25 protein-coding genes are annotated in these 24242 nt (G+C 67.6%); 11 read left to right on the top strand and 14 right to left on the bottom strand.

What is annotated here, in order from left to right; genetic code table 11:
* Positions 1-14 precede the first annotated feature (14 nt).
* Both NA3_RS34170 and NA3_RS34175 read right to left on the bottom strand, forming a co-directional pair.
* Positions 15-473 (bottom strand): SRPBCC family protein, encoded by a 459-nt coding sequence (locus NA3_RS34170; protein WP_062968913.1) that lies wholly within the window; start codon positions 471-473, stop codon positions 15-17.
* Positions 470-820, bottom strand: coding sequence for an ArsR/SmtB family transcription factor (locus NA3_RS34175; protein ID WP_062968915.1), 351 nt, complete (start codon positions 818-820; stop codon positions 470-472). The genes NA3_RS34170 and NA3_RS34175 overlap by 4 nt, the downstream gene beginning before the upstream one ends.
* A gap of 105 nt (positions 821-925) precedes the next feature.
* On the opposite strand from NA3_RS34175, the gene NA3_RS34180 reads away from it, so the two are divergent.
* The 5 genes from NA3_RS34180 to NA3_RS34200 all read left to right on the top strand — a co-directional run bounded on the left by NA3_RS34180 (position 926) and on the right by NA3_RS34200 (position 7206).
* The gene (locus tag NA3_RS34180; RefSeq protein ID WP_062968917.1) at positions 926-1261 is read left to right on the top strand and encodes a sigma factor-like helix-turn-helix DNA-binding protein; all 336 of its coding nucleotides are present in this window, start codon (positions 926-928) and stop codon (positions 1259-1261) included.
* Positions 1262-1775: 514 nt separating this feature from the next.
* Positions 1776-2408 (top strand): TetR/AcrR family transcriptional regulator, encoded by a 633-nt coding sequence (locus NA3_RS34185; protein WP_227463169.1) that lies wholly within the window; start codon positions 1776-1778, stop codon positions 2406-2408.
* Between the two features lie 48 nt (positions 2409-2456).
* Positions 2457-4469 (top strand): NAD-binding protein, encoded by a 2013-nt coding sequence (locus tag NA3_RS34190; protein ID WP_062968919.1) that lies wholly within the window; start codon positions 2457-2459, stop codon positions 4467-4469.
* 126 nt (positions 4470-4595) lie between these two features.
* A complete protein-coding gene (locus NA3_RS34195; RefSeq protein ID WP_062968920.1) occupies positions 4596-5456 on the top strand; it encodes an alpha/beta hydrolase family protein in 861 nt (286 codons plus the stop codon).
* Between the two features lie 121 nt (positions 5457-5577).
* Positions 5578-7206 (top strand): MFS transporter, encoded by a 1629-nt coding sequence (locus tag NA3_RS34200; RefSeq protein WP_062968949.1) that lies wholly within the window; start codon positions 5578-5580, stop codon positions 7204-7206.
* A gap of 6 nt (positions 7207-7212) precedes the next feature.
* On the opposite strand, the gene NA3_RS34205 is transcribed toward NA3_RS34200, so the two are convergent.
* The 3 genes from NA3_RS34205 to NA3_RS34215 all read right to left on the bottom strand — a co-directional run bounded on the left by NA3_RS34205 (position 7213) and on the right by NA3_RS34215 (position 10108).
* Positions 7213-7659, bottom strand: coding sequence for an SHOCT domain-containing protein (locus NA3_RS34205; protein WP_084492110.1), 447 nt, complete (start codon positions 7657-7659; stop codon positions 7213-7215).
* A 25-nt stretch (positions 7660-7684) separates the two neighbouring features.
* Positions 7685-7903, bottom strand: a complete 219-nt coding sequence (locus NA3_RS34210) for a three-helix bundle dimerization domain-containing protein (RefSeq protein WP_062968922.1) — start codon at positions 7901-7903, stop codon at positions 7685-7687.
* A 120-nt stretch (positions 7904-8023) separates the two neighbouring features.
* Positions 8024-10108: a prolyl oligopeptidase family serine peptidase gene (locus tag NA3_RS34215; protein ID WP_062968924.1), complete on the bottom strand. Its 2085-nt coding sequence runs from the start codon at positions 10106-10108 to the stop codon at positions 8024-8026.
* A 140-nt stretch (positions 10109-10248) separates the two neighbouring features.
* Between NA3_RS34215 and NA3_RS34220 the strand changes: the two genes are divergently transcribed.
* Together NA3_RS34220 and lpdA are read left to right on the top strand one after the other, a co-directional pair.
* Complete coding sequence (locus tag NA3_RS34220; protein WP_062968926.1) at positions 10249-11274, top strand: dipeptidase; 1026 nt, start codon at positions 10249-10251, stop codon at positions 11272-11274.
* 78 nt (positions 11275-11352) lie between these two features.
* Positions 11353-12756 carry a dihydrolipoyl dehydrogenase gene (gene lpdA / locus NA3_RS34225; protein WP_062968928.1) on the top strand — a complete coding sequence of 468 codons (1404 nt, stop codon included), beginning with the start codon at positions 11353-11355 and terminating at the stop codon, positions 12754-12756.
* 60 nt (positions 12757-12816) lie between these two features.
* Here the strand turns inward: lpdA and NA3_RS34230 are convergent, their stop codons facing one another.
* Entirely contained in the window at positions 12817-13215 is a 399-nt protein-coding gene (locus NA3_RS34230) for a winged helix-turn-helix transcriptional regulator (protein WP_062968951.1), read from the bottom strand.
* Between the two features lie 117 nt (positions 13216-13332).
* Here NA3_RS34230 and NA3_RS34235 point away from each other — a divergent pair, with 117 nt between their 5' ends.
* Entirely contained in the window at positions 13333-14187 is an 855-nt protein-coding gene (locus NA3_RS34235; RefSeq protein WP_062968930.1) for an SDR family oxidoreductase, read from the top strand.
* 87 nt (positions 14188-14274) lie between these two features.
* Here NA3_RS34235 and NA3_RS34240 read toward each other — a convergent pair whose 3' ends face one another.
* Entirely contained in the window at positions 14275-14691 is a 417-nt protein-coding gene (locus NA3_RS34240) for a VOC family protein (RefSeq protein ID WP_062968932.1), read from the bottom strand.
* Between the two features lie 166 nt (positions 14692-14857).
* Between NA3_RS34240 and NA3_RS34245 the strand changes: the two genes are divergently transcribed.
* The gene (locus NA3_RS34245; RefSeq protein WP_062968934.1) at positions 14858-15676 is read left to right on the top strand and encodes a TetR/AcrR family transcriptional regulator; all 819 of its coding nucleotides are present in this window, start codon (positions 14858-14860) and stop codon (positions 15674-15676) included.
* Between the two features lie 33 nt (positions 15677-15709).
* Here the strand turns inward: NA3_RS34245 and NA3_RS34250 are convergent, their stop codons facing one another.
* The gene (locus tag NA3_RS34250; RefSeq protein ID WP_062968936.1) at positions 15710-16249 is read right to left on the bottom strand and encodes a carboxymuconolactone decarboxylase family protein; all 540 of its coding nucleotides are present in this window, start codon (positions 16247-16249) and stop codon (positions 15710-15712) included.
* Positions 16250-16304: 55 nt separating this feature from the next.
* The gene (ramB, locus tag NA3_RS34255) at positions 16305-17714 is read right to left on the bottom strand and encodes an acetate metabolism transcriptional regulator RamB (RefSeq protein ID WP_062968938.1); all 1410 of its coding nucleotides are present in this window, start codon (positions 17712-17714) and stop codon (positions 16305-16307) included.
* A 93-nt stretch (positions 17715-17807) separates the two neighbouring features.
* Here ramB and NA3_RS34260 point away from each other — a divergent pair, with 93 nt between their 5' ends.
* Complete coding sequence (locus NA3_RS34260) at positions 17808-19376, top strand: ATP-dependent DNA ligase (protein WP_062968953.1); 1569 nt, start codon at positions 17808-17810, stop codon at positions 19374-19376.
* 172 nt (positions 19377-19548) lie between these two features.
* Here the strand turns inward: NA3_RS34260 and NA3_RS34265 are convergent, their stop codons facing one another.
* From NA3_RS34265 to NA3_RS34275, 3 genes are all read right to left on the bottom strand, one after another.
* Complete coding sequence (locus NA3_RS34265) at positions 19549-19989, bottom strand: DUF4254 domain-containing protein (RefSeq protein ID WP_062968940.1); 441 nt, start codon at positions 19987-19989, stop codon at positions 19549-19551.
* A 76-nt stretch (positions 19990-20065) separates the two neighbouring features.
* Entirely contained in the window at positions 20066-21358 is a 1293-nt protein-coding gene (locus tag NA3_RS34270; protein ID WP_062968942.1) for an erythromycin esterase family protein, read from the bottom strand.
* Between the two features lie 71 nt (positions 21359-21429).
* Positions 21430-22086: a CatB-related O-acetyltransferase gene (locus tag NA3_RS34275; protein ID WP_062968943.1), complete on the bottom strand. Its 657-nt coding sequence runs from the start codon at positions 22084-22086 to the stop codon at positions 21430-21432.
* A gap of 122 nt (positions 22087-22208) precedes the next feature.
* On the opposite strand from NA3_RS34275, the gene NA3_RS34280 reads away from it, so the two are divergent.
* Positions 22209-22832, top strand: coding sequence for a TetR/AcrR family transcriptional regulator (locus tag NA3_RS34280; RefSeq protein ID WP_062968955.1), 624 nt, complete (start codon positions 22209-22211; stop codon positions 22830-22832).
* Positions 22833-22835: 3 nt separating this feature from the next.
* Here the strand turns inward: NA3_RS34280 and NA3_RS34285 are convergent, their stop codons facing one another.
* Positions 22836-23153 (bottom strand): hypothetical protein, encoded by a 318-nt coding sequence (locus tag NA3_RS34285; protein WP_062968945.1) that lies wholly within the window; start codon positions 23151-23153, stop codon positions 22836-22838.
* 78 nt (positions 23154-23231) lie between these two features.
* Positions 23232-24242 (bottom strand): DNA-directed RNA polymerase subunit beta (locus tag NA3_RS34290; protein ID WP_501193627.1); only part of this gene is annotated, 1011 nt, incomplete at its 5' end.

Genomic DNA, 24242 nt, shown 5'->3' on the forward strand with positions numbered 1-24242 from the left:
TTTTCATCTCTTTTCTATCGGCTCGACATTTCCTGCAGGCGTTGCTCGAGGGTGGCGAGCTGTTCGCTCGTCCCGTGTTCGCGCCATTCCGGCTTTTCGTGGTCGTCGAGGTAGGCGCCGTGTTCGGTGAGGGTCAGGCGGGTGCCGACCGCGGTTTCGGCGAATTCGACCGTGGTGAGCGAGACCGTCACCACGGCGTCGTCCACGCCCATCGTCGAGGTGTAGACGATGCGTTCGCCGGGAACGATCTCCTGGTACGTCGTCGTGAAGGTCATTCGCTTGCCATCGTGCATGCCGGCGGCGATCTCGCGGCCCCCGACGCGGAAGTCGAGCTCGTGCTCGGTGCCGGGTGCGCTGAACCACTCCGCCTTCCGTTCCGGTTCGGCCCATGCGCCGAAAACCGTTGCGGGAGTGACGGGGTAGTCGCGTTCGAGGGTGAACGTGGAATGGACCAGGGAATGCGTGGTCGTCATGACGACTCCTCGGGTTCGGGGTTGGGGCGCTCGGCGAGAGCAGTGCCGAGCGCGTCGAGGCGGCGTTCCCACGGGGTCTGCCGCGCGTGCAGCCAGTCCTCGGCGGGACGCAGCGCATCGGGTACCAGGTGACAGGTACGCACCCGGCCGACTTTCTCCGACCGCACCAGCCCGGCGTCCTGCAGCACCTGCAGATGCTGCACAACGGCCGCCAGGCTCATCTCCAACGGCTCGGCGAGGGCACTGACTGCCGCCGGTCCTCGGCCGAGCCGCTCGAGCAGATATCGGCGGGTGGGGTCGGTGAGCGCCCGGAAGATCAGGTCCAGCCGCTCGGATTGGTTAAGCACCCACTTAAGTGTAGGTACCTCGCTCTGATAGTCAAGTAGTTACTTAACTGTGGTCGCGCCCGCGTGCTGCTTCGAACGGCAGCCGGTCGAAGACGACGGCGGCAAGTGCTGAGCGCGCGTGCCTCGCTCGAATTGGCCGTCATCGAACTGCTGCACCAACTTCCCCCGCGCCAGTCCGCCGTGCTCGTCCTGCGGGACGTGCTCGGGTTCCGTGCTGCGGAGGTGGCCGGCATGTCCGGGCTTACTCCGATGGCCCCGCAGACCGCGCTGCAGCGCGCTCGGGAACGTCTGTGTCGCAACGTGGGCCGGCATGCGGGGCCGGTCCCGGAGTCGCCCGGCGAGCGCAGGCTCGGCGAGCGTTTCGCGCGGGCCTTCGAGGCCGCCGATGTGGGCGCCGTGGTCGCGCTGCTCACCGATGAGTGGCCGACCATGCCGCGGTAGTCGCACGAGCGCCCAGGCCGTGCGGCGATCGGTGAATTCCTCCCCCGTATTCCGGCATTTCGGGACCGGGCGGAGATCCGGCTGCAATCGGTGCGTGCCAATGCGCAGCCGGCATTCGGCCGCTATTGCCGCCGGGTGGACGGATCGTTTCGGGCGACCGGACTTCTGGTGACGACGTACGGTCCGGACGGTATTTCGGCGCTCACTCATTTCGCGCCCGCCTAGAACTTCGTGCCTCGGCCCTCCGTCCGCGCTACCCCCTCCGACGCGACTATTTCCTAACGGAATCGTTGCGGAAATAAAACCTAGAAAATTCCTTCAAACTCTTCCGTTGTATAGGTGTTATCGACTATCCTCCGTTTTGGCAAACCATCCGCGACATGAAGAGCGCAGTCATTGCACTGGCGCTCCGACCATAGAGACAACTTCCGGCTAACGCGCGGTCAGTCGGAGGTGTAAGCGAAGGGCCCGATCCATGACGAGGGAATCGGGCCCTTCGGTATTGTCTGGCGCAATGTCACAGGAAACGAACGCGGGTAGGATGTACGCCGGACAGCCCGTAGAAGACCGGCAGCGGCAGCGACGTGCGCGTTTTCTGGAATCTGGCCTGACGGTGTTCGCCAGAGACGGGTATGCCAATAGCTCGGTCGGAGCCATTTGCAAAGACGCCGGACTTTCCTCGCGTCAGTTCTACGAGGAGTTCACCGGCCGCGAATCGTTGCTGCTGGAACTCTACGAACAGATCGACCGGGAATCCCGGGACGCGGTGGTCGCCGCGCTGGACGCGCATGCCGACGCGAGTGCCATCGAGATCATCGACGCCGGGGTGCGCGCGTATATCGAGTCCATCGGGCGCGATCCGCGCAAGGCCCGCGTCGCGCTGGTCGAGGTGGTCGGCGCCGGACCGAAGGTGGAGAAGTTCCGGTTGGAACTGCGGCGGGCATGGGGTGCGCTGCTGGCCGGAGCGGCCGAGGATGCGGCACTGCAGGGCGAGATTCCCAGCGGCGACTACGAGACGCGCATGCTCGCCATCATCGGTGCGGTGAACTACGTGGTCGACGAGTGGAGCGGTTCCGAGCCGCGCCGGCCCCTCGACGAGGTGATCAGGGTGTTGCGCCGGGTCATCATGGGTGCGGTCAGCGCCTGATCGGCGAAGCATCATGCCGCCGAACGGAATTCGCCTTAGCATCGAGAGGTGCATGTTTCGCCGGGGGGCGGGCAGTCCCCGACATACGTCGTCTGCGGTGACAATCCGCTCGTCCATCAGCTGGCCCTGCAGCTGACCGCCCGGTTCCCCGACGCCACCGTGACCGCGGTCCTGCCGAACCGCAACGGTAGTTACGTGCCGCAGCTGGAGAAGGTGGAACGGGTCCGGATCCTGTGCGCCGAGCGCCTGGACGAAACCGTTCTGCGCGCGGCCGGGGTGGAGGGGGCACTGGCGCTGGCCCTGGTGGATCAGGCGGACGTGGAGAACTTCCACGCCGCGCTGCGTGCGCACGAACTCAACCCGCGGATCCGGCTGGTGATCCGAATGTTCAACACCGGCTTGGGTTTTCGCATCCGCCGGTTGTTCTCCGACTGTGTGGTGCTGTCGATCTCGGAGATGGCCGCGCCGTCGTTCATCGCCGCGGCCCTCGGGGAGAAGGCGCAGGACTATCTGCGGCTGGGGGAACGCACGCTGTATGTTGCCGCGGTCGGTGATGCGCCGCCCGATCGAGTGGTGTCGGGACTGGCCGGCGGGCCGGAGGGCATCGCGTTGCGCTCGCCGCACGCACCGGCGGACCGGGTGCTGGCGCTGGCCGGGCGGGTGCCGTATTCGCCCGGGGCGCGCCGCCGTTGGCTGAACCAGCTGCGCTATCTGGTCCGCCACGATCTGATCCGCCTGCTGCTGGTGATGCTGATCATCATCGCGGCCGTGTGCGTCATGATGGTGTTGATCGGAAACAGCTGGGGCACAGCGGTATACGAAACACTGCTGGATTCGGCCGGTGCGGCGCAGCCGGAGCCGGCGCGCGACCCGCTGTTCAAGATCCTGCAGCTGGGCGTGGTGTTCACCGGGCTGGCGATGACGCCGGTGGTCACCGCGCTGGTCGTGGGCGGTGTCCTGCGGGCGCAGCTCTCGGAGTATTCGATCGACCCCTCGCGGATGGAAAACCACGTGGTGGTCGCGGGTGTGGGCAATGTCGGAATGCGCGTGGTGGAACAGTTGCGCGACCTCGGTGTACCGGTGGTGGGACTGGACTACGACGAGAACGCGCGCGGTATCGCGCTGGCTCGCAGCCTGGGGGTGCCGGTCGTGATCGGCCAGGCCACCTGGGAGGACACGCTGCGTGCGGTGGGTGTGCCGAAGGCGCGTGCGCTGGTCCTGCTGACCTCGAGTGACGCGGTGAATCTGGAGGCCGCGATGCTCGGCCAGTCCTACCGTGACGATCTGCGGGTGGTGCTGCGCGTCTCCGACGACGACCTGGCCGACCGGGTACAGCGCAGCCTCGGGAAGGCCGTGGTGCGCAGCGTCTTCCAATTGGCCGCCGACGGATTCGCCGCGGCGGTGGTGGAGCGGCGGGTGATCGCCACCCTGACCATCGGCCAGGCCACCCTGCTGGTCGCGGAGGTACCGGTGGAGCCGGGATCGGCGCTGATCGGGCTGCGGATCGCCGACCTCGGATCGGCGGAGCACACCCGGGTCATCGCGGTGCAGCCCGCGGCCGGCGACGCCCCGGAATGGCAGCCTTCGGCGCAGCGGGTGCTCGCCGCGGGCAACCAGTTGGTGGTGGTGGCGACTCGGCTGGGACTCGGCGAGCTGCTGGAGCGCAGTTGCGCGCCCGCGGTAGACGACACGGCGCGCCAGGCCATTGCCGCGGCGGAGGAGTTGGTCGCCGACGCGGCCGAGGAGTTGGTTGCCGATACGGTGAAAGAGCCGGTTGCCGACGCGGCGGAGGAGTTGGTTGCCGATGCGGTGGAAGAGTCGGTTGGCGACGCGGCCGACGGATTCGTTGCCAATGCCGACGGGGTCGTCGGAGCCACTGCCGACGGGGTCGTCGGAGCCGAGGTCGACGGGGTGGTCGAAGCCGAAGTCGACGGGATCGCGGATGTCGGTGGCGTCGGGGTCGTCGAGGGGCCGACCGGCGCCGCCGAAGGGCTCGCGCGCCGGGAAACCGGGCAGCGAGCGGCGAACGGATCGGCGGAGCCGGACGCGGTGGACTCCTGACGCGGCTGACCGCCTGCGCCTCGAGAACCGCGGCGCCTCGAGAACTGTGCGGCTTGTGAGCTGGTGACCAAGGCAACCGTGCGTTGCCGGCGCTTGCCGGGGCGCGGCTCGCGGTAGCGTGCGCGTATGGAGACGATTCCGATCCAGATGCCGGACGGGTCGACGGTGCCGGTGCGGTTCGTCGCCGCGAGCGGTCCGCACCGGCATGCCATCACCGCGGATGCCCCGCGGCCGGTCATCGTGATCATTCCGGGGCTGGGGGTGCCGGGCGAGTACTACGGGGATTTCGCGCGGGCGCTGGCGCGGCGCGGATTCGATGCGGCGATCGGGGAATTGCGGGGTAACGGCGACAGCCGGCCGAAGCCGAGCGCATCCAGTACCTACGGATACCACGAACTGGTGTCGGTCGATTTTCCCGCGATCTTCGAGGCTGTTCGCACCCGCTTCCCGGACAGCACGCCGATGCTGCTGGGGCACAGTATGGGTGGCCAGCTCGGGGTCATGTACGCCGCGCGGATCCGGGGCCGGCTGGGCGGGCTGATCCTGGTCGCCTCCGGCACCCCGTACTACCGGGGGTACGGCGGCATCGCCCGCTCCGCGATGCTGGTCGGACCGGCCGCCATCTCGCTCACCGCGAATCTCGCCGGCTTCTGGCCGGGCGATCGAATCACCGCGGGCGGTTTCGGCCGGCAGTCCAAGGTGCTGATCTCCGACTGGGCGCGGCTGGCCCGCACCGGCCGGTTCGTGCCGGTCGGCGCCGATATCGACTACGACGAGCGCATCGCGCGGCTCACCCTGCCGGTCCTCTCGATCACCATCGGCGGCGACGACCTCACCCCCCGCAGTTCGGCCGCGCATCTGCTGGAGAAGCTGCCCAAGGCGCGCGTGACCACCTGGCACGAGCCGAAACCGTTGGGGCACAACGGCTGGATCATCGATCCGGAAACGACCGTCGACCGCATCGAGAAGTGGGTGCGCGACCTGTAGCCGAACGCCGCCGATCTCGGGCCCGCGAGTGCTTCAATGGACGAATGCGCAGGTGGGTCGCCCGCCGAAACCGGTGCTCCGGCCGTCGTCCGGCGTCGGCTCGACCACGAGCGCGGCGGCAATGACGACGCGTCCGGGCGCCGCATCCGGATCCACCCTCGTCTTGGCGGTATTGGGTTCCGGTCAATTCCTCATGACCCTCGACAGTTCGGTCATGAACGTCTCGATGGCGACGGTCGCGCACGACGTCGGTACGACGATCACCGGAATCCAGACCGCCATCACGCTGTACACGCTGGTGATGGCGTCGCTGATGGTCACCGGCGGCAAGCTCGGGACGATTCTCGGGCGGCGGCGGGCATTCGGCGTCGGCTTGGTCGTCTACGGCGCGGGCTCGCTGGTCACCGGATTGGCGCCGAATCTCGGTGTACTGCTGCTGGGCTGGTCGCTGTTGGAGGGCATAGGGGCGGCGCTGATCATGCCGGCGATCGTGTCGCTGGTGGCGGCGAACTTCGCCCGCGAACGCCGCGCCGCCGCATACGGATTGGTGGCCGCGGCCGGCGCGATGGCCGTGGCCGTGGGCCCGCTCGTGGGCGGGGCGGTGACGACCTTCGCCTCCTGGCGGTACGTGTTCTTCGGCGAGGTCGTGGTCGTGGTCGTGATTCTGCTGGTGCTGCGCCGCGTGGCGGACGCACCTGCGCAGCGGGTGCACTTGGACCTGCTCGGTTCGGTGTTGTCGGTCGTCGGGCTGGGTGCGGTGGTGTTCGGGGTGCTGCGCTCCAGCGAATGGGGTTGGATTCGCCCGCATCCCGGCGGTACCGAGATCGCAGGTTTGTCGCCGGTGATCTGGTTGATCCTGGCGGGTCTGCTGGTGTTGTACGCCTTCCTGCGGTGGGAGAACCGGCTGGTGGGTTCCGGCCGGGAGCCGCTGGTCGACCCCCGGTTGTTCGGCAATCGCAGGCTCGGGGGCGGATTGGCGATGTTCTTCGCGCAGTTCGCGATTCAGGCCGGCGTGTTCTTCTCGGTACCGCTGTTCCTGTCGGTGGTGCTGGAATTGAGTGCGCTCGAAACCGGGGTGCGCATCCTTCCGCTGTCGATCGCGCTCGTCGCCGCCGCCGCGGGAATTCCGAAATTCGTGCCGCATGCGAATCCGCGGCGGGTGGTGCGCTTGGGACTGGGTTCGATGATCATCGGAATTCTGCTGCTGGCTGGCGGCATGGATCCCGGGGCCAATGCCGGGGTGGTGTCGGTGCCCATGCTGTTGATGGGTCTGGGATTGGGCGCGCTGGCCTCCCAGTTGGGAGCGATCACCGTCTCGGCGGTACCGGATTCGCAGAGTGCGGAGGTCGGCGGGCTGCAGAACACCGCGACGAATCTCGGCGCCTCGCTCGGTACCGCGCTGATCGGCTCCATTCTCATCGCCACGCTGACCTCCTCGGTGATCAGCGGGATCGAGAACAACCCCGCGGTCCCGCCCTCGGTCGCGCAGCGAGCCGGCACCGAACTGGCCGACGGCGTTCCGTTTTTGTCCAATACTCAGCTGCGACAGTCGCTCGACGCCGCCGGAGTCGATACGCGGACCGTCGACGCGGTCGTCGCGGTCAATTCCGATGCCCGGCTGCTGGCGTTGCAGGTGGCCTTCGCGGTGACGGCGATGCTGGCCGTCATCGCCTTGTTCTTCACCGGCCGGCTACCGCGGCGGGCCGTCGGCTCCGATCCGGACGCCGGCGAGCGGACCGGAGCCGGGTAGCCGTCGCTACCGCGCCGCCATATCGCCGCGGTCGGCGGTGCCCGGGGTACCGGGGCCGGCGGGGGTGGCGCCGTTGTGACCGAGCGCACGGGCCTTCAGTTGGTCGAATTCGGAGGCGTCGATCGTGCCGGCGTCGTAGAGCGCCTTGGCGTCGGCGATCTGCTCCGCAGGTGACTTGCCCGCCACCTGCCGGATGTAGTCGTCGGCCGCCTGCTTGGCCTCCGCGTGAGCGTGCTCGGAGCGCACGGCCATGCCCTTTCCCCGGGCGATCAGATAGACCAGAGCGGTGATATAGGGGAATATCACCAGGCAGATCACCCACGCGGCCTTGGCGACGCCGGACGTCGTGTGATCGCGAAACAGATCGGTCAGGATCTGGAACAGGATGATCAGGTAGGCCACGAACGCGAAGACCAGAATCGTGTACCAGACGTAGTCCCAGAACGTATCCATGATGTGTGCTCCTCTCGAGAACCCGCTACCGAACCGGTGTGGTCGGCGAGATGGCCGAATCGGTGAGTCGCTGACGGGCAAGCCGTTCGACGAGTTCCGGTAGGGCCGGGACCGGTGATCCGCGCAGGTCTCGGAGGGCGCGCTCGACAGCGATCTCGATGGTCCGGCGTGGCAGTCGCGCGCCGAGTTCGGCAGTGAGCCGATCTACGGTGCCGGCCGGTCCGACCGCAGTCGGTGTGCGCATTGCGAATCCTGTCGTTCTCGGTCCCCGAACCGAGAATGGCAGTGTGACGGATCACGCTACAGAGGACAAAGGCCCTGGTCTCCACGGGCCATCGGTCATCTGTTCCGGGAAATCCCGACGTCAGGCGGTGGTGCGCCGCTCGATCAGCATCTGGGTGAAGAACTCGTAGATCAGCGCGGACTGGAAGGCCATCTGCTTGTTGTCGGCCGCGCCGCCGTGACCGCCCTCGATGTTCTCGTGGTACCAGACGGTCCGGCCCTGAGACTCCAGCAGTGCCGCCATCTTCCGGGCGTGGCCGGGATGGACCCGGTCGTCGCGGGTGGAGGTGGTGAGCAGGATCGGCGGGTAGGGGCGCGCCGGATCGGCCGCCATCGCCCGCTGATAGGGCGAATACTCGCTGATGTACTCCCACTCCTCGGGCTTGTCCGGGTCGCCGTATTCGGCGATCCAGGACGCGCCGGCCAGCAGCAGGTGGTAGCGCTTCATATCCAGCAGCGGCACCTGGCAGACGATGGCGCCGAACAGTTCCGGATAGCGGGTCAGCATCACGCCCATCAGCAGGCCGCCGTTGCTGCCGCCGACCGCACCGAGTTGTGCCGCGGTCGTGATATCCCGCGCGACGAGGTCTTTCGCGACCGAGGAGAAATCCTCGTAGACCTTGTAGCGGTTGGCCTTCTGCACCTGGGTGTGCCATTCGGGCCCGTACTCGCCGCCGCCGCGAATGTTGGCCATCACCCAGGTGCCGCCGCGCTCGAGCCAGCCCATGCCGGAGGCGCCGCTGTAGCCCGGGGTGCGGGAGACCTCGAAGCCGCCGTAGCCGGAGACGACGGTCGGGCCGGGCCGGCCCTTGTGGTCGCGGTGGCGAATGACGAAGTACGGCACCATGGTTCCGTCGTCGGAGCGGGCGAAGAACTGTTCGGTGTCGATGCCCGAGGCGTCGAAATACGCCGGTTCCCGCTTGAGGGCTACCGCCGGGCTGCCCACCGAACCCGCCAGCAGCGTCGCCGGAGTGGTGAAACCGCTTGTGGTGAGCATGAATTCGTCACCGCTCTCCAGCGGATCCAGATTCATGACGTTGGTGGTCGCCATCGGCGGGGTGTCGGCGAGCGGTTCGCGGGTCCATCCGGTGCCCGGGGGCGTCGCCGTGCCGGGCGTCAGGACGTACAGCTTGGTCTGCACATCCTCCAGCGTGATCAGCAGCAGGTGATGCTCGGTCCAGCCGTAGCCGTGCAGTGAGGTGTGCGCGTCGGGTTCGAAGACCACCTCGAAATCGCGCGCGCCGTCGAAGAAGTCGTCGATGTCGATGGCCAGCAGAGCGCCGGCGGGGTAGCTGCGCCCGCCTACCTCCCACGGTGATTTCAGCTGCACCAGCAGCCAATTCTTGTACCAGGACTCGGACGCGTCGGTCGGTACGTCGATATGCCGCAGCGTGCCGTCGCGGTCCAGCAGGTAGACCGATTCGTTGAAGAAGTCGGTGGCGCGGGCGACGTAGTGGCGCTCGTATCCGGGCGTGCGGTCGTAGCCGGCCGAGACCATCACATCACCCGGCTCGCCCTCGAATACGGTATCCGCCTCCAACAGCGGGGTGCCGCGGCGCCAGCGCTTGGCCAGCCGCGGATAGCCCGAGTCGGTGAGCGTGCCGGGCCCGAAATCCGTTCCGACGTAGACGGTGTCGGAATCGATCCAGCGCACCTGTGATTTGGCCTCGGGCAGGTGGAAGCCGCCCGCGTCCGCCGGGCGGAATTGCCTCGTGGTGAGGTCGAATTCACGCACCACCTTGGCGTCCGCCCCGCCGCGGGACAGGCTGATCAAGGCCAGTTCCTGGTCCGGGCGCAGCACCGCCGCCCCGCCCCAGACCCAGTTCTCGTCCTCGGCCGTGGCCAGGGCGTCCAGATCGATGAGCACATCCCAGGCCGGATCGTCACCGCGGTATTCGTCGAAGGTGGTGCGCCGCCACAGCCCGCGGGGGTGTTCGGCGTCGCGCCAGAAGTTGTAGAGCCAGGGTCCGCGTCGCGTCGGGTACGGGATGCGGGTGTCGGTGTCGAGCATGGCGAGGATGCGATGGTCCAGGGCGTCGAACCGATCGGAGGTGGCGAAGCGCTCGATCACCACCTCGTTGTGTGCCCGTGCCCAGGACAGGGCACGTTCGCCGGTGACATCCTCGAGCCACAGGTACGGGTCGGTCGTTTGCTCGGCACCGCTCATGGATCACATTCTGGCCTACCGATCGGTGTGGCGAGGGGCGAGAGGGGCGCCGGGTGCGCGCCGCCGTGTCTGCTCGCCCGTGCGGCCGGTGACTCCGTACAGTTGCTGGACGCCCCGGGTAGGCCGGAAGGAGGACCGCGGTGGCACATCCGCTCTGGGACCAGCACTGCTGCCTGCCGATCCTTCCGTCCGCCGATATCACCGAACTCACGCGCTATCCGGCCGGGTCGTATCTGTCGGTGAACGTGGGTTACTCACTGCATTCGATCGAGGACGCGCTGGCCATGCTGCATCTGCTGCGCCGGAACGCGCTGGCGGACGGGCGTTTCCGGCTCGTCGAGTCCGTCCGCGACATAGAGGAGACATCCGGCCCCGAAAGGCGCATCGCGCTGGCCTTCGATCTCGAGGATTCGCGGCCGCTCGACGGCGATCCGGACAACATCGCGCTCTTCCACTCGCTCGGCGTGCGCTCGCTGCTGCCGACCTACAACCACGCCAACGCGGCCGGCGGTGGATGCCTCGATCCGGACGATCGCGGACTGACTCCCTACGGCCGCACGATCATTCGCATGCTGGGAGAGGCCGGGATATTCGCCGACGGATCGCACTGTTCGCGGCGCACCGGCCTGGAAATCGCCGAGGTCGCGGGCGGGCCGATGATCTACAGCCACTCCAATTTCGCCGCGCTGTGGCCGCATCCGCGCAATATCGGCGACGACCAGGCGCGAGCGTGTGCGGCGACCGGCGGGGTGATCGGAATCAACGGTGTCGGAATCTTTCTGGGCCGCAACCGCGTCGAGGGGCGGGCCGCGCGCATCGAGGCGATGGCCGACCACATCGCCTACGGGGCCGAGCTGGTCGGTGTCGAGCACATCGGGATCGGTTCGGACTTCTCGTTCGACGGGGACCAGTTCAACGCGGAGATCGCGGCCGCGCCGGAGAACTTCTCCGAGGACTACACGCGGTGGGGGCCGCTGCAATGGGTGCCGCCCGAGGATCTGCTGGGACTGCCACCACATCCCGGGACGGATGTGGACAACCCGGCCGCCCGGCCCCGCGTCGCGGGACTGGACGACGTCCTGGCCCGCAGGGGTTTCACCGACTCCGAACGCGCGGCGATCTTTCACGGCAACTTCGCCCGGGTCGCGCGGGAGGTCTGGAGGTAGGCGCACGTTGTGGCCGCCCTCTCACCCCTGCGGGGGATGGATGAGTGAGCTTTCGGCAACAGCGCTAGGCTCGTTCCCGTGACTTCCCACTACGATGTCGTCGTTCTCGGCGCTGGTCCCGGCGGTTACGTCGCCGCGATCCGCGCCGCTCAACTCGGCCTGCGAACAGCGATCGTCGAGCAGAAATACTGGGGTGGCGTGTGCCTGAACGTCGGGTGCATTCCGTCCAAGGCACTGCTGCGCAATGCGGAGCTGGCCCATATCTTCACCAAGGAAGCGAAGACGTTCGGTATCTCCGGACAGGCGAGCTTCGACTTCGGTGCCGCCTTCGACCGAAGTCGTAAGGTCGCGGACGGCCGGGTCAAGGGCGTCCACTTCCTGATGAAGAAGAACAAGATCGACGAGTTCGACGGGAAGGGCACCTTCACCGACGCGAACACTCTCTCGGTCGAGCTGAGCAACGGCGGCACCGAAACCGTCACCTTCGACAACGTCATCATCGCCACCGGCACCGAGACCAAGCTGCTGCCGGGCACCTCGCTGTCGCAGAACGTGGTGACCTACGAGGAGCAGATCCTGACCCGCGACCTGCCGGGGTCGATCCTGATCGTCGGCGCGGGCGCGATCGGTATGGAGTTCGGGTACGTCCTGAAGAACTACGGCGTGGACGTGCGGATCGTGGAGTTCCTCGACCGCGCGCTGCCGAACGAGGACGCCGACGTCTCCAAGGAGATCACCAAGGCGTACAAGAAGCTCGGCATCACCATCACCACCGGTGCCTCGGTGCAATCCATCGAGGACAACGGTTCCAAGGTCACCGTCTCGATCAAGGACAACAAGTCCGGTTCGGTCGAGACCGTCACCGTCGACAAGGTGCTGCAGGCCGTCGGTTTCGCGCCGCGGGTCAAGGGCTACGGCCTGGAGAACACCGGCGTGCAGCTGACCGAGCGCGGTGCCATCGCGATCGACGACTACATGCGCACCAACGTGCCGCACATCTACGCCATCGGCGATGTCACGGCGAAACTGCAGCTGGCCCACGTGGCCGAGGCGCAGGGTGTGGTGGCGGCCGAGACGATCGGCGGTGCGGAGACGCTGCCGCTGGGCGACTACCGGATGATGCCGCGCGCGACGTTCTGCCAGCCGCAGGTCGCCAGCTTCGGCCTCACCGAACAGCAGGCCCGCGACGAGGGTTACGACGTGAAGGTCGCGACCTTCCCGTTCACCGCGAACGGCAAGGCGCACGGCCTGGGTGATCCGACCGGTTTCGTCAAGCTGGTCGCCGACGCGAAGTACGGCGAGCTGATCGGCGGCCATCTGATCGGTCCCGACGTGTCGGAGCTGCTGCCCGAGCTGACGCTGGCCCAGAAGTGGGACCTCACCGTCAACGAACTCGCGCGCAACGTGCACACCCACCCGACGCTGAGCGAGGCGCTGCAGGAGGCGTTCCACGGTCTCGCGGGACACATGATCAACTTCTGATCTTCCCGTGGACGGCCCGGTATCGGCGAATATGCCTGATACCGGGCCGTTTTCGTTCGATCAGTCGCGGTGGTACGCGGACTGGGCCGCGAGGATGGTGTCGATGTTGTCCTCGAGGATCGCGATCAGTCCGTACAGCTGATCGGCGATCTGTGCGCCGAGGTCGGTGAGGGTGTATTCGACGCGTGGCGGGATGGTCTGCTGCACTTCGCGGTGGATCATGCCGTCGCGTTCGAGGGCCTGCAGGGTTTGTGACAGCATGCGTTCGCTGATGCCGTCGACCCGGCGGCGCAGCGCGCTGAAACGGTAGGGACCTTCGCGCAGCGCGACCAGGGCGAGTGCGCCCCACCGGCTCGCGACGTTCTGCAGCACCGGCCGGGAGCGGCAGTTGCGCGCGAAGACGTCGGCTTCCAGGGTCGGATCGGCGTCGTCCGCTGATCGCAGGTGCCGGCTCGTCATGGTCTCGATGCTACCCATCGCAGTGGTAGTGACTCTTTCGTCTGCGGCGCGGGAATATCAGGTACTAACTAATAGTTAGTGCAGGTTGTTTCGTACATCAGATCTGGAGGTTGGGCTATGACCGTCGCCGTCACCGGGGCAAGCGGACAGCTGGGCCGTCTCGTCGTCGAGGCGCTGTCGAACAGGGATGCGGGGCCCGTCGTCGCGGTCGTCCGGGACCCGGCCAAGGTCGCCGACCTGGCCGAGCGAGGTGTGCACGTGCGGCAGGCCGCCTATGACGATCCGCAAGCGCTGGACCGCGCCCTCGCGGGTGTGGATCGCCTGCTGCTGGTGTCGGGCAACGAATTCGGTGCGCGGGTGGGCCAGCACGCCAACGTCGTGCGCGCGGCCGAGCGGGCCGGCGTGGAACTGCTGGCCTACACCAGCATTCCGCACGCAGGCGAGAACCCGATGATCCTGGCCCAGGAGCACCGCGACACGGAAGAGGTGATCGCGAAATCCACTGTGCCGCACGTTTTCCTGCGTAACAGCTGGTACTGGGAGAACTATCTGAACGGCCTGGACACGACCCTGGAATCGGGTGTGCTGTACGGCTCGGCCGGCGACGGACTGGTCGCCGCGGCCGCACGCGCCGACTACGCCGAGGCCGCCGCGGTGGTGCTGACCACCGACGGTCATGCGGGGCGGATCTACGAGCTCGGCGGCGACGAGCACCTGTCGCTCGCCGATGTGGCGCAGGTGATCTCGAACGCCTCGGGAAAGCCGGTGCGGTATCAGGATCTGCCGCAGGGCGAATACCTTGCGGGATTGGAAAAGGCCGGGGTCCCTGGAGATTTCGCGCGGGTGCTGGCCGATTCCGACGCCGGACTGCGTGCGGGCTGGCTGGATGTGACCAGCGGCGATCTGCAGAAATTGATCGGCCGGCCGTCGACACCGGCGGCCGAGGTATTGAGGCGTGCTCTCGCCGAGTGAGTGAGCGGGTGCGTCGGATCGGGCTCCGACGGCCCGGCTCGAACGGTGCCCGGCGTCGGCCGGCGACGTCGGGCACCGAGCGCGGAATCAGGATTCGGTGCTGTTCGCGTCATAGGCGCTCGGGTCGCCCACCCACTGGACCAGTTGGATCACGATGCCGTTCGGGTCGATCGCCTGGAAGTAACGCTCACCCCACGGCTCGGTCTCGATCGGGGTCACGATCTCGACCCCTTCGGCCCGCACGCGCTCGTATTCCGCGTCGATGTCGTCGACGGTGAACACGACCAGCAAGCCCTGCCCCGCGTCGCCGGCGATGCGTGCCGGTTCGAAGGTCGGCAGTCCGGTGCGCAGGAAGATCACGGTGAATCCGGCGTCCGGCCGGCCCAGGGAGACGAATCCGTCGGCGGACATCTCGACCGCGAAGCCGAAATGGTCGCTGAGGAATGCGGCCGAAGCCTCGGGATCGGCGACGTTCAGCGAGATGGCGGATGCGGTGATGGTCACGGTCCTCCTCGGGGTTCGACGCGGCCTCGCGGAGCGTCACCGGAAATACTCTACTAAGTATACTATACTATGTAGAGAATTATTCCCGTCGGGGTACGCCGTGACGGCTCGATACGATGCGCACGGCGCCGAACTCCGGCGACAACGGGCGAAACCGGGAGGTCGGGTGGCAGAGAATGCGGCCGGGGCGCGGTCCCGCCGGGTACGCGGCTCCGGCGAGCGATCCGGTGCGGGGGATCCCGCGCGCACGTTGGAACTGCTCTGGCGGCAGCCCGGGCGCGGCTCCGGGCGCGGTCCGAAACAGCGCAGCAGTGTCGACGACGTGGTGGCAGCGGCGGTGGCCATCGCCGATACCGAGGGCCTGGAGGCGCTCACGATGCGCGCGGTCGCCGCGAGACTGGGATTGACTCCCATGGCGACCTACACCTACGTGCCCGGTAAGGCCGAGCTGCTCGACCTGATGCTCGATTCGGTCTACGCGCGGATGCCCCGCCCGGATCTGACCGGAATGCCCTGGCGGCGAAGGGTTTCGGTGATCGCCGACGAGAACCGCGCGCTGTTGGCCCGGCACCCGTGGGTCGCCTACGTGCCGACGACTCGGCCACCGCTGGGCCCCGGCCTGGCGGCGAAATACGATTACGAACTGAGCGCTTTCGACGGTCTCGGACTGAGCGACGTCGAGATGGACGCGGCGTTGACCTATCTACTCGGATTCGTCACCGCCGTCGCGCGCATCGCCATCGACACCGACCGCGCGGCGGCCGACAGCGGCCTGTCGGATCGCGAATGGTGGGAGCGCACCGCCCCGGTCCTCGAGCAGGTCTTCGATCCCGATCGCTATCCGCTGGCCGCCCGCGTCGGCGCGGCCGCCGGCCAGGCGCACGACAGCGCCTACAGTGCCGACCACGCCTGGAATTTCGGTCTGGCGCGGGTAGTGGACGGACTCGCCGTCCTCGTCGAGGGGTCCGGATCGCCTACCGCATGAGCCGCGATCCGATCGCCGCGGTGGCTCACCGGCTCAGTGGTCGGTTTGGATGCGCAGGGTGGTGATGGTGCTGGCCAGACCTTCGTATTGGTTTGCCAGCAGCACGATTTCGATGAGGCGCTTCTCGTCGTAGTGCCGCGCCAGGGCCGACCAGGTCGCGTCGTCGACGTCACGGGTGGTGACCAGTTGGTCGACCGCGGTGAGCAGCGCGCGTTCCTTGTCCGGCCAGCCCTCGGCGTCGGGCCCGGTGCGCAGGCGCGCCAGGATGTCCTTGGTGACACCGGCGCGTTTGCCCAGACGGATGTGGTGGTCGGTCTCGTATTCGCAGTTGCGCAGATGTGCGACGCGCAGGATGACCAGTTCGGTCTCGTAGCGCGACAGTTTGCCGCCGGGCATCAGCCGGCCGGAGAAGTGCAGCCAGCCGCGGAACAGGCCGCCGGTGCGGCCGAGCGTGCTGAACAAATGGGCGTCGTCGGTCCCGGCCGCGCGGGACAACACCTGCCAGACAACCCAATTCACCGGGCCCAGTTCGCGCAGGCGACCGGGTGCGATCCGTGGCTCCGTCGACACCATGCCCCACGCTAACAAAAAAGCGCGCCCCGGTGGCCGCTCGCCCGGAAGCCGCGGCTCAGCGCAGGACGTACGGAGAGATCGAGCTGCGGTGCTCGCTGATGTCCAGGGACTTGCCCAGCGGCGGGAACGCGCGCTGCGGGCAGTTGGCGCGTTCGCAGACGCGGCAGCCGGCGCCGATCGGGGTGGCCTGGGGATCGTTGAGGTCCAGGCCGTCGGCGTAGACCACGCGTCCGGCGTGCCGCAATTCGCAGCCCAGGCCGATGGCGAAGGTCTTGCTCGGCTGTCCGTAGCGGGTGGCGCGCCGCTCGACCGTGCGCGCGATCCACAGATATTTGCGGCCGTCGGGCATCTGGGCGATCTGGGTCATGATCCGCCCGGGATAGGCGAAGGTCTCGTACACATTCCACAGCGGGCAGGTCCCACCCGCGGAGGAGAAGTGGAATCCGGTGGCGGACTGGCGTTTCGACATATTTCCCGCACGATCCACGCGGACGAACGAGAAGGGCACCCCGCGCAGTTTGGGCCGCTGCAGGGTGGAGAGCCGGTGGCAGATCGTTTCGTAACTCTGCGCGAAGAAGGCCGACAGCCGCTCGATGTCGTAGCGGAAATCCTCGGCGACCTCGTGGAAATGCGAGTACGGCAGCACCGTCGCCGCGGCGAAGTAGTTCGCGAGGCCGAGTTTCGCGAGCGTACGAGTGTCCTCGGAGGCGAAATTGCCCTCTTCGACCAATTTGTCGATGAGATCGCCGCATTCCAGGTATGCCAGTTCCGCGGCCAGTTTGAAGACGCGCTGACCGCCCGACAGATGCGGGGCGATCTCGAGCTTGCGGGCCTCGGGGTCGTAGCGGTGCAGCACACCCTCGCCCAGGTCGATCCGCTCCACGATCTGCACGCCGTATCCGGTGGTGAGCCGGCGGGTGAGCTCGCGCCGCAGGTCGCCGCCGTGCAAGCGCATGCGGGTCGCCAATTCCTCTGCGGCGGTATCCAATTCGTGAATGTAGTTCTGGCGCTGATAGAAGAAGTCGCGCACCTCCTCGTGCGGACGGGAGATGGCGCCCGAGCCGCTGCCGTCGGAGAAGCGGTCCTCGGTGGCCGCGGCCAGCTGTGCGGTGGTGTTGCGGTAGCGGCGGTGCATGTTCACCAGCGCCCGGGCCAGGCTGGGATGGGCGGAGACCATATCGGCGATCTCCTGCGCGTCGGCCTCGATCCCGAGTTCGGTGTCCATCACCACCTCTTGCAGTTCGGCGATGAGGCGAGTGTCGTCCTGGGAGGCGAAAAAACTGGTGTCTACGCCGAACACCTCACTGATCCGCAGCAGTACCGGTACGGTGAGCGGACGCACGTCGTGTTCGATCTGGTTGAGGTAGCTCGCCGAGATCTCCAGCTTCTTGGCGAGTGAGATCTGGCTCAGCCCCCGTTCGGTGCGCAGCTGTCGCAATCGCGCCCCGACGTAAGTCTTGGCCATATGCCCAGACTATGGACCTTTCGCAAAGCTGCCAATGGAGAATTAGCAGTGGACTCGAGCTATATGTCACACCGAGCGGCTACCGTCGAGTCCGTGCTGCTTTCGGATGTGGTCGCGGCGTCGGAATCGGTGCGGGCATCGGCGTCGCGCAAGGTCAAGATCGCGGGTCTGGCCGAACTGCTGGGCCGGGCCGAATCGGATGAATTGATGCCGGTCGTCGCGTGGATTTCCGGTGAGCTACCGCAGGGCAGGCTGGGCACGGGCTGGCGTACGGTCGCCGGCATCGAGGTGGAGCCCGCCCCCGAATCGACGCTCACGGTGGCCGCGGTCGATCAGGCGCTGACGGAATTGGCGGCGGTGGCCGGATCCGGATCGGTCGCGCGGCGGCGGGAACTGCTCACCGCCCTGCTCGCGGAGGCGACCGATGCCGAACGCGCCTTCCTGATTCGCCTGCTGACCGGTGAGCTACGCCAGGGCGCGCTGACCGCGATCGTCGCCGAGGCGGTGGCCAAGGCCGCCGACGTACCGGCCGAGCTGGTGCGCCGGGCCTACATGCTCTCCGGCCGCCTGCCGGTGACCGCCGTCGCGGCCATCTCCGGCGGCGCACAGGCGCTGTCGGAATTCCGGCTCGAGGTCGGCCGTCCGATTCAGCCGATGCTGGCCTCGCCGGGCGCCACCCTCGACGATGTGCTCGGTGAGTTCGAGGGCGATGTGAGCGTGGAGCACAAACTCGACGGCGCGCGGATTCAGGTGCACCGCAAGGGCACTCAGGTCTGGGTGTTCACTCGCACGCTGCGCGACATCACCTCCGGCGTGCCGGAGCTGGTGCAGCTGGTCTCCGAATTGCCCTGTGACAGTGTGGTTCTCGACGGCGAGACGCTGGCGCTCACCGACTCCGGCCGGCCGCGTCCGTTCCAGGAGACGATGAGCCGGTTCGCCGCCGACCCGGCCTCGGAGGAGCCGCGGCTGACGGTGAATTCGACCAGGGAACTGCTGTTGCATCCGTACTTCTTCGACTGTCTGCACCTGGACGGCGCGGATCTGCTCGATGCCCCGCTGCGGGAGCGGCGAGTGGCGTTGGCGAAAGTGGCGGGCGCGCACATGATTCCGGCGCTGATCGATCCGGAGCCGGAGGCGGTCGCCGAGTACTTCGACGGCGCGCTGGCCGCAGGGCACGAAGGCATCATGATCAAGGCGCTGTCCGCGCCGTATGCGGCCGGACGCCGCGGACGGGCGTGGCAGAAGATCAAACCGGCGCACACCCTCGATCTGGTAGTGCTCGGCGCCGAATGGGGATACGGCCGCCGCACCGGATACCTGTCGAATCTGCACCTGGGCGCGCGCGATCCGCACGGTGGTGATCCGATCATGGTCGGCAAGACCTTCAAGGGGCTCACCGACGCGCTGCTGCAGTGGCAGACCGCGGAATTTCCGCGTCACGAGCGCGCCCGCGACGGCCATACCGTCTATCTGTGGCCCGAGTTGGTCGTCGAAATCGCCCTCGACGGGGTGCAGACGAGCTCGCGCTACCCCGGCGGCGTGGCCCTGCGGTTCGCGCGGGTGGTGCGGTATCGGCCGGACAAAGAGCCCGCGCAGGCCGACACCATCGACGCCGTGCGCGCGTTGATGCCCGCCGGACCGGAGGTGGAGGCGACCGCCTGACGCAGGCGCCCGCTTGCCAGCCGTTTCACAGGAACATCCTGGGCTGTCTCGAGGATGTCGGCGCAGGATCGGTGTGTCGGGTCGCCCCGATGCGGATCGACTGCCCTGATCCGCTCATCCCAGCCATCGGCGGCGTCGGTTCCCTCGCCCGCGCCGCCGTTCGGCGGATGGTTCACTCCTCGTCGCGATGCCCGCTGAGATCCGGCAACCGGCACAGGCCCGCGGTCACCTCACCGGCCAGATGGTCGTAGGCCACCGCCAGTTCCGACAGCCGCCGCCAGGCGTCGCGCATCACGTGTTCCGGTTCGTGCGTCAGCGTCAGATACGCCAGTGCGGAGAACTGGGCGAGCCGGTCGATGACGGTGCCGACCGTTTCGGTGTGCATGCGTGCGCCGCCGTGTGGCCGGGGTAATTCGGTGGCGACCCAGCGATCGATATCGGAAACCAGTTGTGCCCGATCACGATCGATGTCCAGGGTCGGCCCCGGCGCGGCGGACAGTCTCTGCTCGTGCAGTTCGCTGAGGCGGCACGCGCACTTCAGTACGGGGTGACCGTCGTAGGTCAGACCCCGGCATGCCTCCAGCAGGAGGTGTTTGGGTGGGAGCGATTCCACGACCGTAATACTCCACGCCCAATGTTTCTGATTGGCATCGCTGCGTGCGGTGGACTCGGCTGAATGCCGCTGAGTCTCAGTGTGTTCCGCCGTCCAGGTCGGCCACGGTGGAGATCGCGGTGTCGAGCATGCCGTCGAAGGCGTCGAGGACCGGGACGTGGAGGTAGGCGCTCTGCAACCGGGTGCGATTCGGGCGTGCCTCCGGGCGGACCGCACGGCGCGCACCGCGAAGATCGGCGAACCCGGGGCCGACGCCGGACTGACCGAAGGCGGCTTCGATACTGCCGGGCTCGCCCGGCTCCAACGGCGTTGCCGCGACGGTGAAGCCGAAGGGCGCGTTCTCGTCGGGGAGCATGTCCGCCGTCTGCCCCGCGGCACTGGTCAAGCCCAGGGCGACGTAGTCGTCGCCGAGCGTGCGGTGCAGATGATGTCCCATCGGAAATCCGGCCAGGTTCTGCCCGTCGAACGAGACCGGCTCCTTCTGGATGTGGGCGTTGTGGGCGGCCAGGACGATCCGGGTCCCGGGTTCGCTGCGGCGCAGCTGCCACAGGACCGACTCGGCCATGTAGCTGTCGCGGGCCGAGGTGTCGGCGGTGAGTCCGGTGCCGGCGAAAAGGTCTGCCATGGCACCGAATCCGTAGTCGGCGTGGCAGGCGGCCTCGAGACGGTGCCGGGCGACGTCGTAACCGCGCTGATCGCTGCGGGATACGTACATCGATTCGACGGCTCGGAAGCGGATCAGCAGGCGCGCGAGGATCGCGCTGAGGGTGTCACGCTCGGCGGCCGGGACCCGGGACCACGCCGGCGCGGCAGACGCCGCGGAGGCGCCGGCGAAGGTGGCGGCGATCCGCGTTGCCTTCTCGACCGCCGGCAGCGTCTGCGGATCGACCTCGCGCAGGTAGTCGGCAACCGGGCCCAATGCGGGGAGCAGGGACCCGCCGGCGGCGGGGATGTCGATACCCGCGAAGCGCACCGGCGTGGCGGCGGTGCCGTTGTACCGGCGGATCCAGCGCAACGGTTCGCCGACTCCTATCGGAATCGTCCCGGCCAGCCGGGCTGCCAGTTCGTCGTCGGTGCCCGCGCCCTGCGCCCAGTCGTCGAGGAGTATCCCCTCGCTGAAACCGTATTCGAAGGCCAGGACGGTGAAGCCGCAGCGTTCCACCAGGAAGCGCAGCAGGCGCTGCCGCATCTGCTGGAACTCGGTGATGAAGTGGGAGCTCTCGCCGATCGCGACGACCCGGGCCGCGCCGATGATCTCGCGCAGCGGTTCCAGGTCGTCGAGCGGGCCGTCGGGGTCGAGGTGCGTCACCGGCACGATGTGGCCGCGAAGCCAGTCGGCGAGCGGGGCAGGTGTGGGTGATTCGGACATGTCACTCCATTGCGGGGGTGATGCCGGCCGGCGAGGCGGGGATCCGGGCGGGAAAGACGATGACGTGGTGGCTATACCGTCCGCGCGGGTGCCGCTTTCTCCAGGTCGTCGACGGTGCCGGACATGATCGTGCGGACATGCTCGTCGATGTGCGCGAGCGGCCAGTCCCACCAGGCGAGGGCCAGCAGGCGGTCGATGTCGGCCGCGCTGTAGCGGTGCCGGATGAGCCGGGCCGGATTGCCGCCGACGATGCCGTAGTCCGGGACGTCGGAGGTCACCACCGAACCGGCGCCGACGATGGCGCCGTGTCCGATTCGCACTCCGGGCATCACCGTGGCGCCGTAACCGATCCAGACGTCGTTGCCGACCACGGTGTCGCCGCGATTGGGCAGCTCCATGAGCAGATCGACGTGCCGGGACCATGCGCCACCCATGGTGGGGAACGGGAAGGTCGAGGGCCCGTCCATGCGATGGTTGGCGCCGTTCATGATGAACCGCACGCCGGTGGCCAGGGCGCAGAACCTGCCGATGATCAGCTTCTCCGGACCGTAGTGGTACAGGACGTTCCGGGTGTCGAACGCGGTGGGATCGTCCGGATCGTCGTAGTTGGAGTATTCGCCGACCTCGATCAGCGGCGAGGTGACGAGGGGTTTCAGCAGGACGACTCGCGGCTGTCCCGGCATCGGATGCAGTGTGGCCGGGTCGGTGACGGGAAGTTGTTCGGGCATGCGGAATCCCTTCTGTCCGTGGCTGATCGGACAGTGCGGGAACCGCGACCACCCTTTAATGCGACGAATGTTGCTTTAGGATGATGGCATACTCCCTCCCGACGAGCAACCGAATGAAGACGATGAGATCTGCAGCGAACGAGCCCGCGACCGGCCGGCAGCCCGCATCACGGCCGGGCGGACGCACCGCGCGCATCCGTGCGCAAGTGCTGGCCGCGGTGCAGGCGGAGCTGACCGAATACGGATATGACGCGCTGACCGTGGATTCGGTGGCGGCCCGCGCGGGTGTGCACCGCACCACGGTGTACCGGCGCTGGCGCGACGTCGGCGGGCTGATCGCCGACGTCTTCGCGGCCGCGAGCGATCTCGACTGGCAGCCGCGCGACACCGGTTCGCTGGCCGGCGATCTCACCGAGCTCAACCGGGAGATCCAGGATTCACTCACCGAGCAGTCGTCGATCGCATCGGCGTTGATCGCCGTGTCGTTCCGCTCCGAGGATGCGGCCCGGGCGCTTCGGCAGCTCTGGGAGGACCGCTACGCGCAATGCGAGATCGTCGTCGAGCGAGCGATCCGCCGCGGTGAGATTCCCGCCGACGTCGATACGCGCGCAGTGCTCGTCGCCGCGACCGCACCGCTGTATCACCAGTTGGTGTTGTTGCGGACCCCGGCCGACCCCGAGGGGCCGCGTCGGGCGGCCACCGCGGCGGTGCTGGCGGCGCAAGCGGGTGCGTTCGCCGCGGGGTAGGAATTACGCGTCGCGGCCGTAGAACTCCGCGACGGCGGCGAATGCGGCTTTGGGTTCCCACCTCATATCCGGATAGGTGGTGCCGTGGCGGTCTTCGAAAGGCGTCCACTCGATCTGCTCGAACGGGATCGCGCAGTAGGTGAGTTTGCCACGGAAACGGTTCCGCACCACGGCGACCGCCTCGCGCAGAAATTCGTCGAGCCGGGCGCTCACCGCCGCGATCCGGCCGCCGCGGGTGCCCGCGTCGGAGAACAGGTGCGCCACACGGTCCATCGCGCTGTCCCCCGGGAGGAAACCCCGGTTCATCAGGGTCAGTTCCACGCCGGTGAGTGGGGGACACCGGCGGACTCACCGCGCGAGTGCTCGCCGCCGCCGTCGCGGCCGCCGTCCGCGTCGCGATCAGCCCAGGTCCGCCGCCGCGGATTCGTTGCCGGACAGGCTGATTCCGAGATTCGCCGCGGTGCGGTCGATATCGTCGTCGCCCTGCTGCAATTCGATCGTGGCGCCGTCGGCCGACAATACTTCGACGTTGAGGCACAGCGACTGCAGTTCCTTGAGCAGAACCTTGAACGATTCCGGGATGCCCGGCTCGGGAATGTTCTCGCCCTTGACGATCGCCTCGTACACCTTCACACGACCGACCACGTCGTCGGACTTGATCGTCAGCAGCTCCTGCAGGGTGTAGGCCGCGCCGTAGGCCTGCATGGCCCAGCACTCCATCTCACCGAAACGCTGACCACCGAACTGCGCCTTACCACCCAGAGGCTGCTGAGTGATCATCGAGTACGGACCCGTCGACCGCGCGTGGATCTTGTCGTCCACCAAGTGATGCAACTTCAGGATGTACATGTACCCCACCGCCACCGGATACGGGAACGGCTCACCCGACCGACCATCGAACAACACCGACTTACCGTCCGCGCCCACCATGACCTCACCGTCGCGGTTCGGCAGCGTCGAGGTGAGCAGGCCGGCGAGTTCGGCCTCGTGGGCGCCGTCGAACACCGGTGTGGCGACATTCGTATCCGGTGGTGCCGAGAGCAGTTCCGCGGGCAGACGCTGTGCCCAGTCGGGGCGGGCGCCGTCGGTGAGCCGAATATCCCACCCGGCCTTGGCGATCCAGCCCAGGTGAGTTTCCAGGATCTGGCCGATGTTCATACGACGCGGCACACCATGGGTGTTCAAGATGATGTCGACCGGCGTGCCGTCCGGCATGAACGGCATGTCCTCCTTGGGCAGGATCTTGCCGATCACACCCTTGTTGCCGTGACGGCCGGCGAGCTTGTCACCATCCTGAATCTTGCGCTTCTGCGCCACATACACACGAACCAGCTCGTTGACACCCGGAGGCAGATCGTCGTCGTCCTCACGCGAGAACACACGAATACCGATCACCTTGCCCGACTCACC

The sequence above is a fragment of the Nocardia africana NBRC 100379 genome (assembly GCF_001612635.1).
GTDB lineage: Bacteria > Actinomycetota > Actinomycetes > Mycobacteriales > Mycobacteriaceae > Nocardia > Nocardia africana.

What these genes read in the sequence shown, in the direction of transcription:
- NA3_RS34170 (WP_062968913.1), bottom strand. Translation starts at nt 473, where the DNA reads ATGACGACCACGCATTCCCTGGTCCATTCCACGTTCACCCTCGAACGC.
- NA3_RS34185 (WP_227463169.1), top strand. Translation starts at nt 1,776, where the DNA reads ATGTCACAGGAAACGAACGCGGGTAGGATGTACGCCGGACAGCCCGTA.
- NA3_RS34195 (WP_062968920.1), top strand. Translation starts at nt 4,596, where the DNA reads ATGGAGACGATTCCGATCCAGATGCCGGACGGGTCGACGGTGCCGGTG.
- NA3_RS34200 (WP_062968949.1), top strand. Translation starts at nt 5,578, where the DNA reads ATGACGACGCGTCCGGGCGCCGCATCCGGATCCACCCTCGTCTTGGCG.
- NA3_RS34205 (WP_084492110.1), bottom strand. Translation starts at nt 7,659, where the DNA reads ATGGATACGTTCTGGGACTACGTCTGGTACACGATTCTGGTCTTCGCG.
- NA3_RS34210 (WP_062968922.1), bottom strand. Translation starts at nt 7,903, where the DNA reads ATGCGCACACCGACTGCGGTCGGACCGGCCGGCACCGTAGATCGGCTC.
- NA3_RS34215 (WP_062968924.1), bottom strand. Translation starts at nt 10,108, where the DNA reads ATGAGCGGTGCCGAGCAAACGACCGACCCGTACCTGTGGCTCGAGGAT.
- NA3_RS34230 (WP_062968951.1), bottom strand. Translation starts at nt 13,215, where the DNA reads ATGACGAGCCGGCACCTGCGATCAGCGGACGACGCCGATCCGACCCTG.
- NA3_RS34235 (WP_062968930.1), top strand. Translation starts at nt 13,333, where the DNA reads ATGACCGTCGCCGTCACCGGGGCAAGCGGACAGCTGGGCCGTCTCGTC.
- NA3_RS34250 (WP_062968936.1), bottom strand. Translation starts at nt 16,249, where the DNA reads ATGGTGTCGACGGAGCCACGGATCGCACCCGGTCGCCTGCGCGAACTG.
- ramB (WP_062968938.1), bottom strand. Translation starts at nt 17,714, where the DNA reads ATGGCCAAGACTTACGTCGGGGCGCGATTGCGACAGCTGCGCACCGAA.
- NA3_RS34270 (WP_062968942.1), bottom strand. Translation starts at nt 21,358, where the DNA reads ATGTCCGAATCACCCACACCTGCCCCGCTCGCCGACTGGCTTCGCGGC.
- NA3_RS34275 (WP_062968943.1), bottom strand. Translation starts at nt 22,086, where the DNA reads ATGCCCGAACAACTTCCCGTCACCGACCCGGCCACACTGCATCCGATG.
- NA3_RS34280 (WP_062968955.1), top strand. Translation starts at nt 22,209, where the DNA reads ATGAGATCTGCAGCGAACGAGCCCGCGACCGGCCGGCAGCCCGCATCA.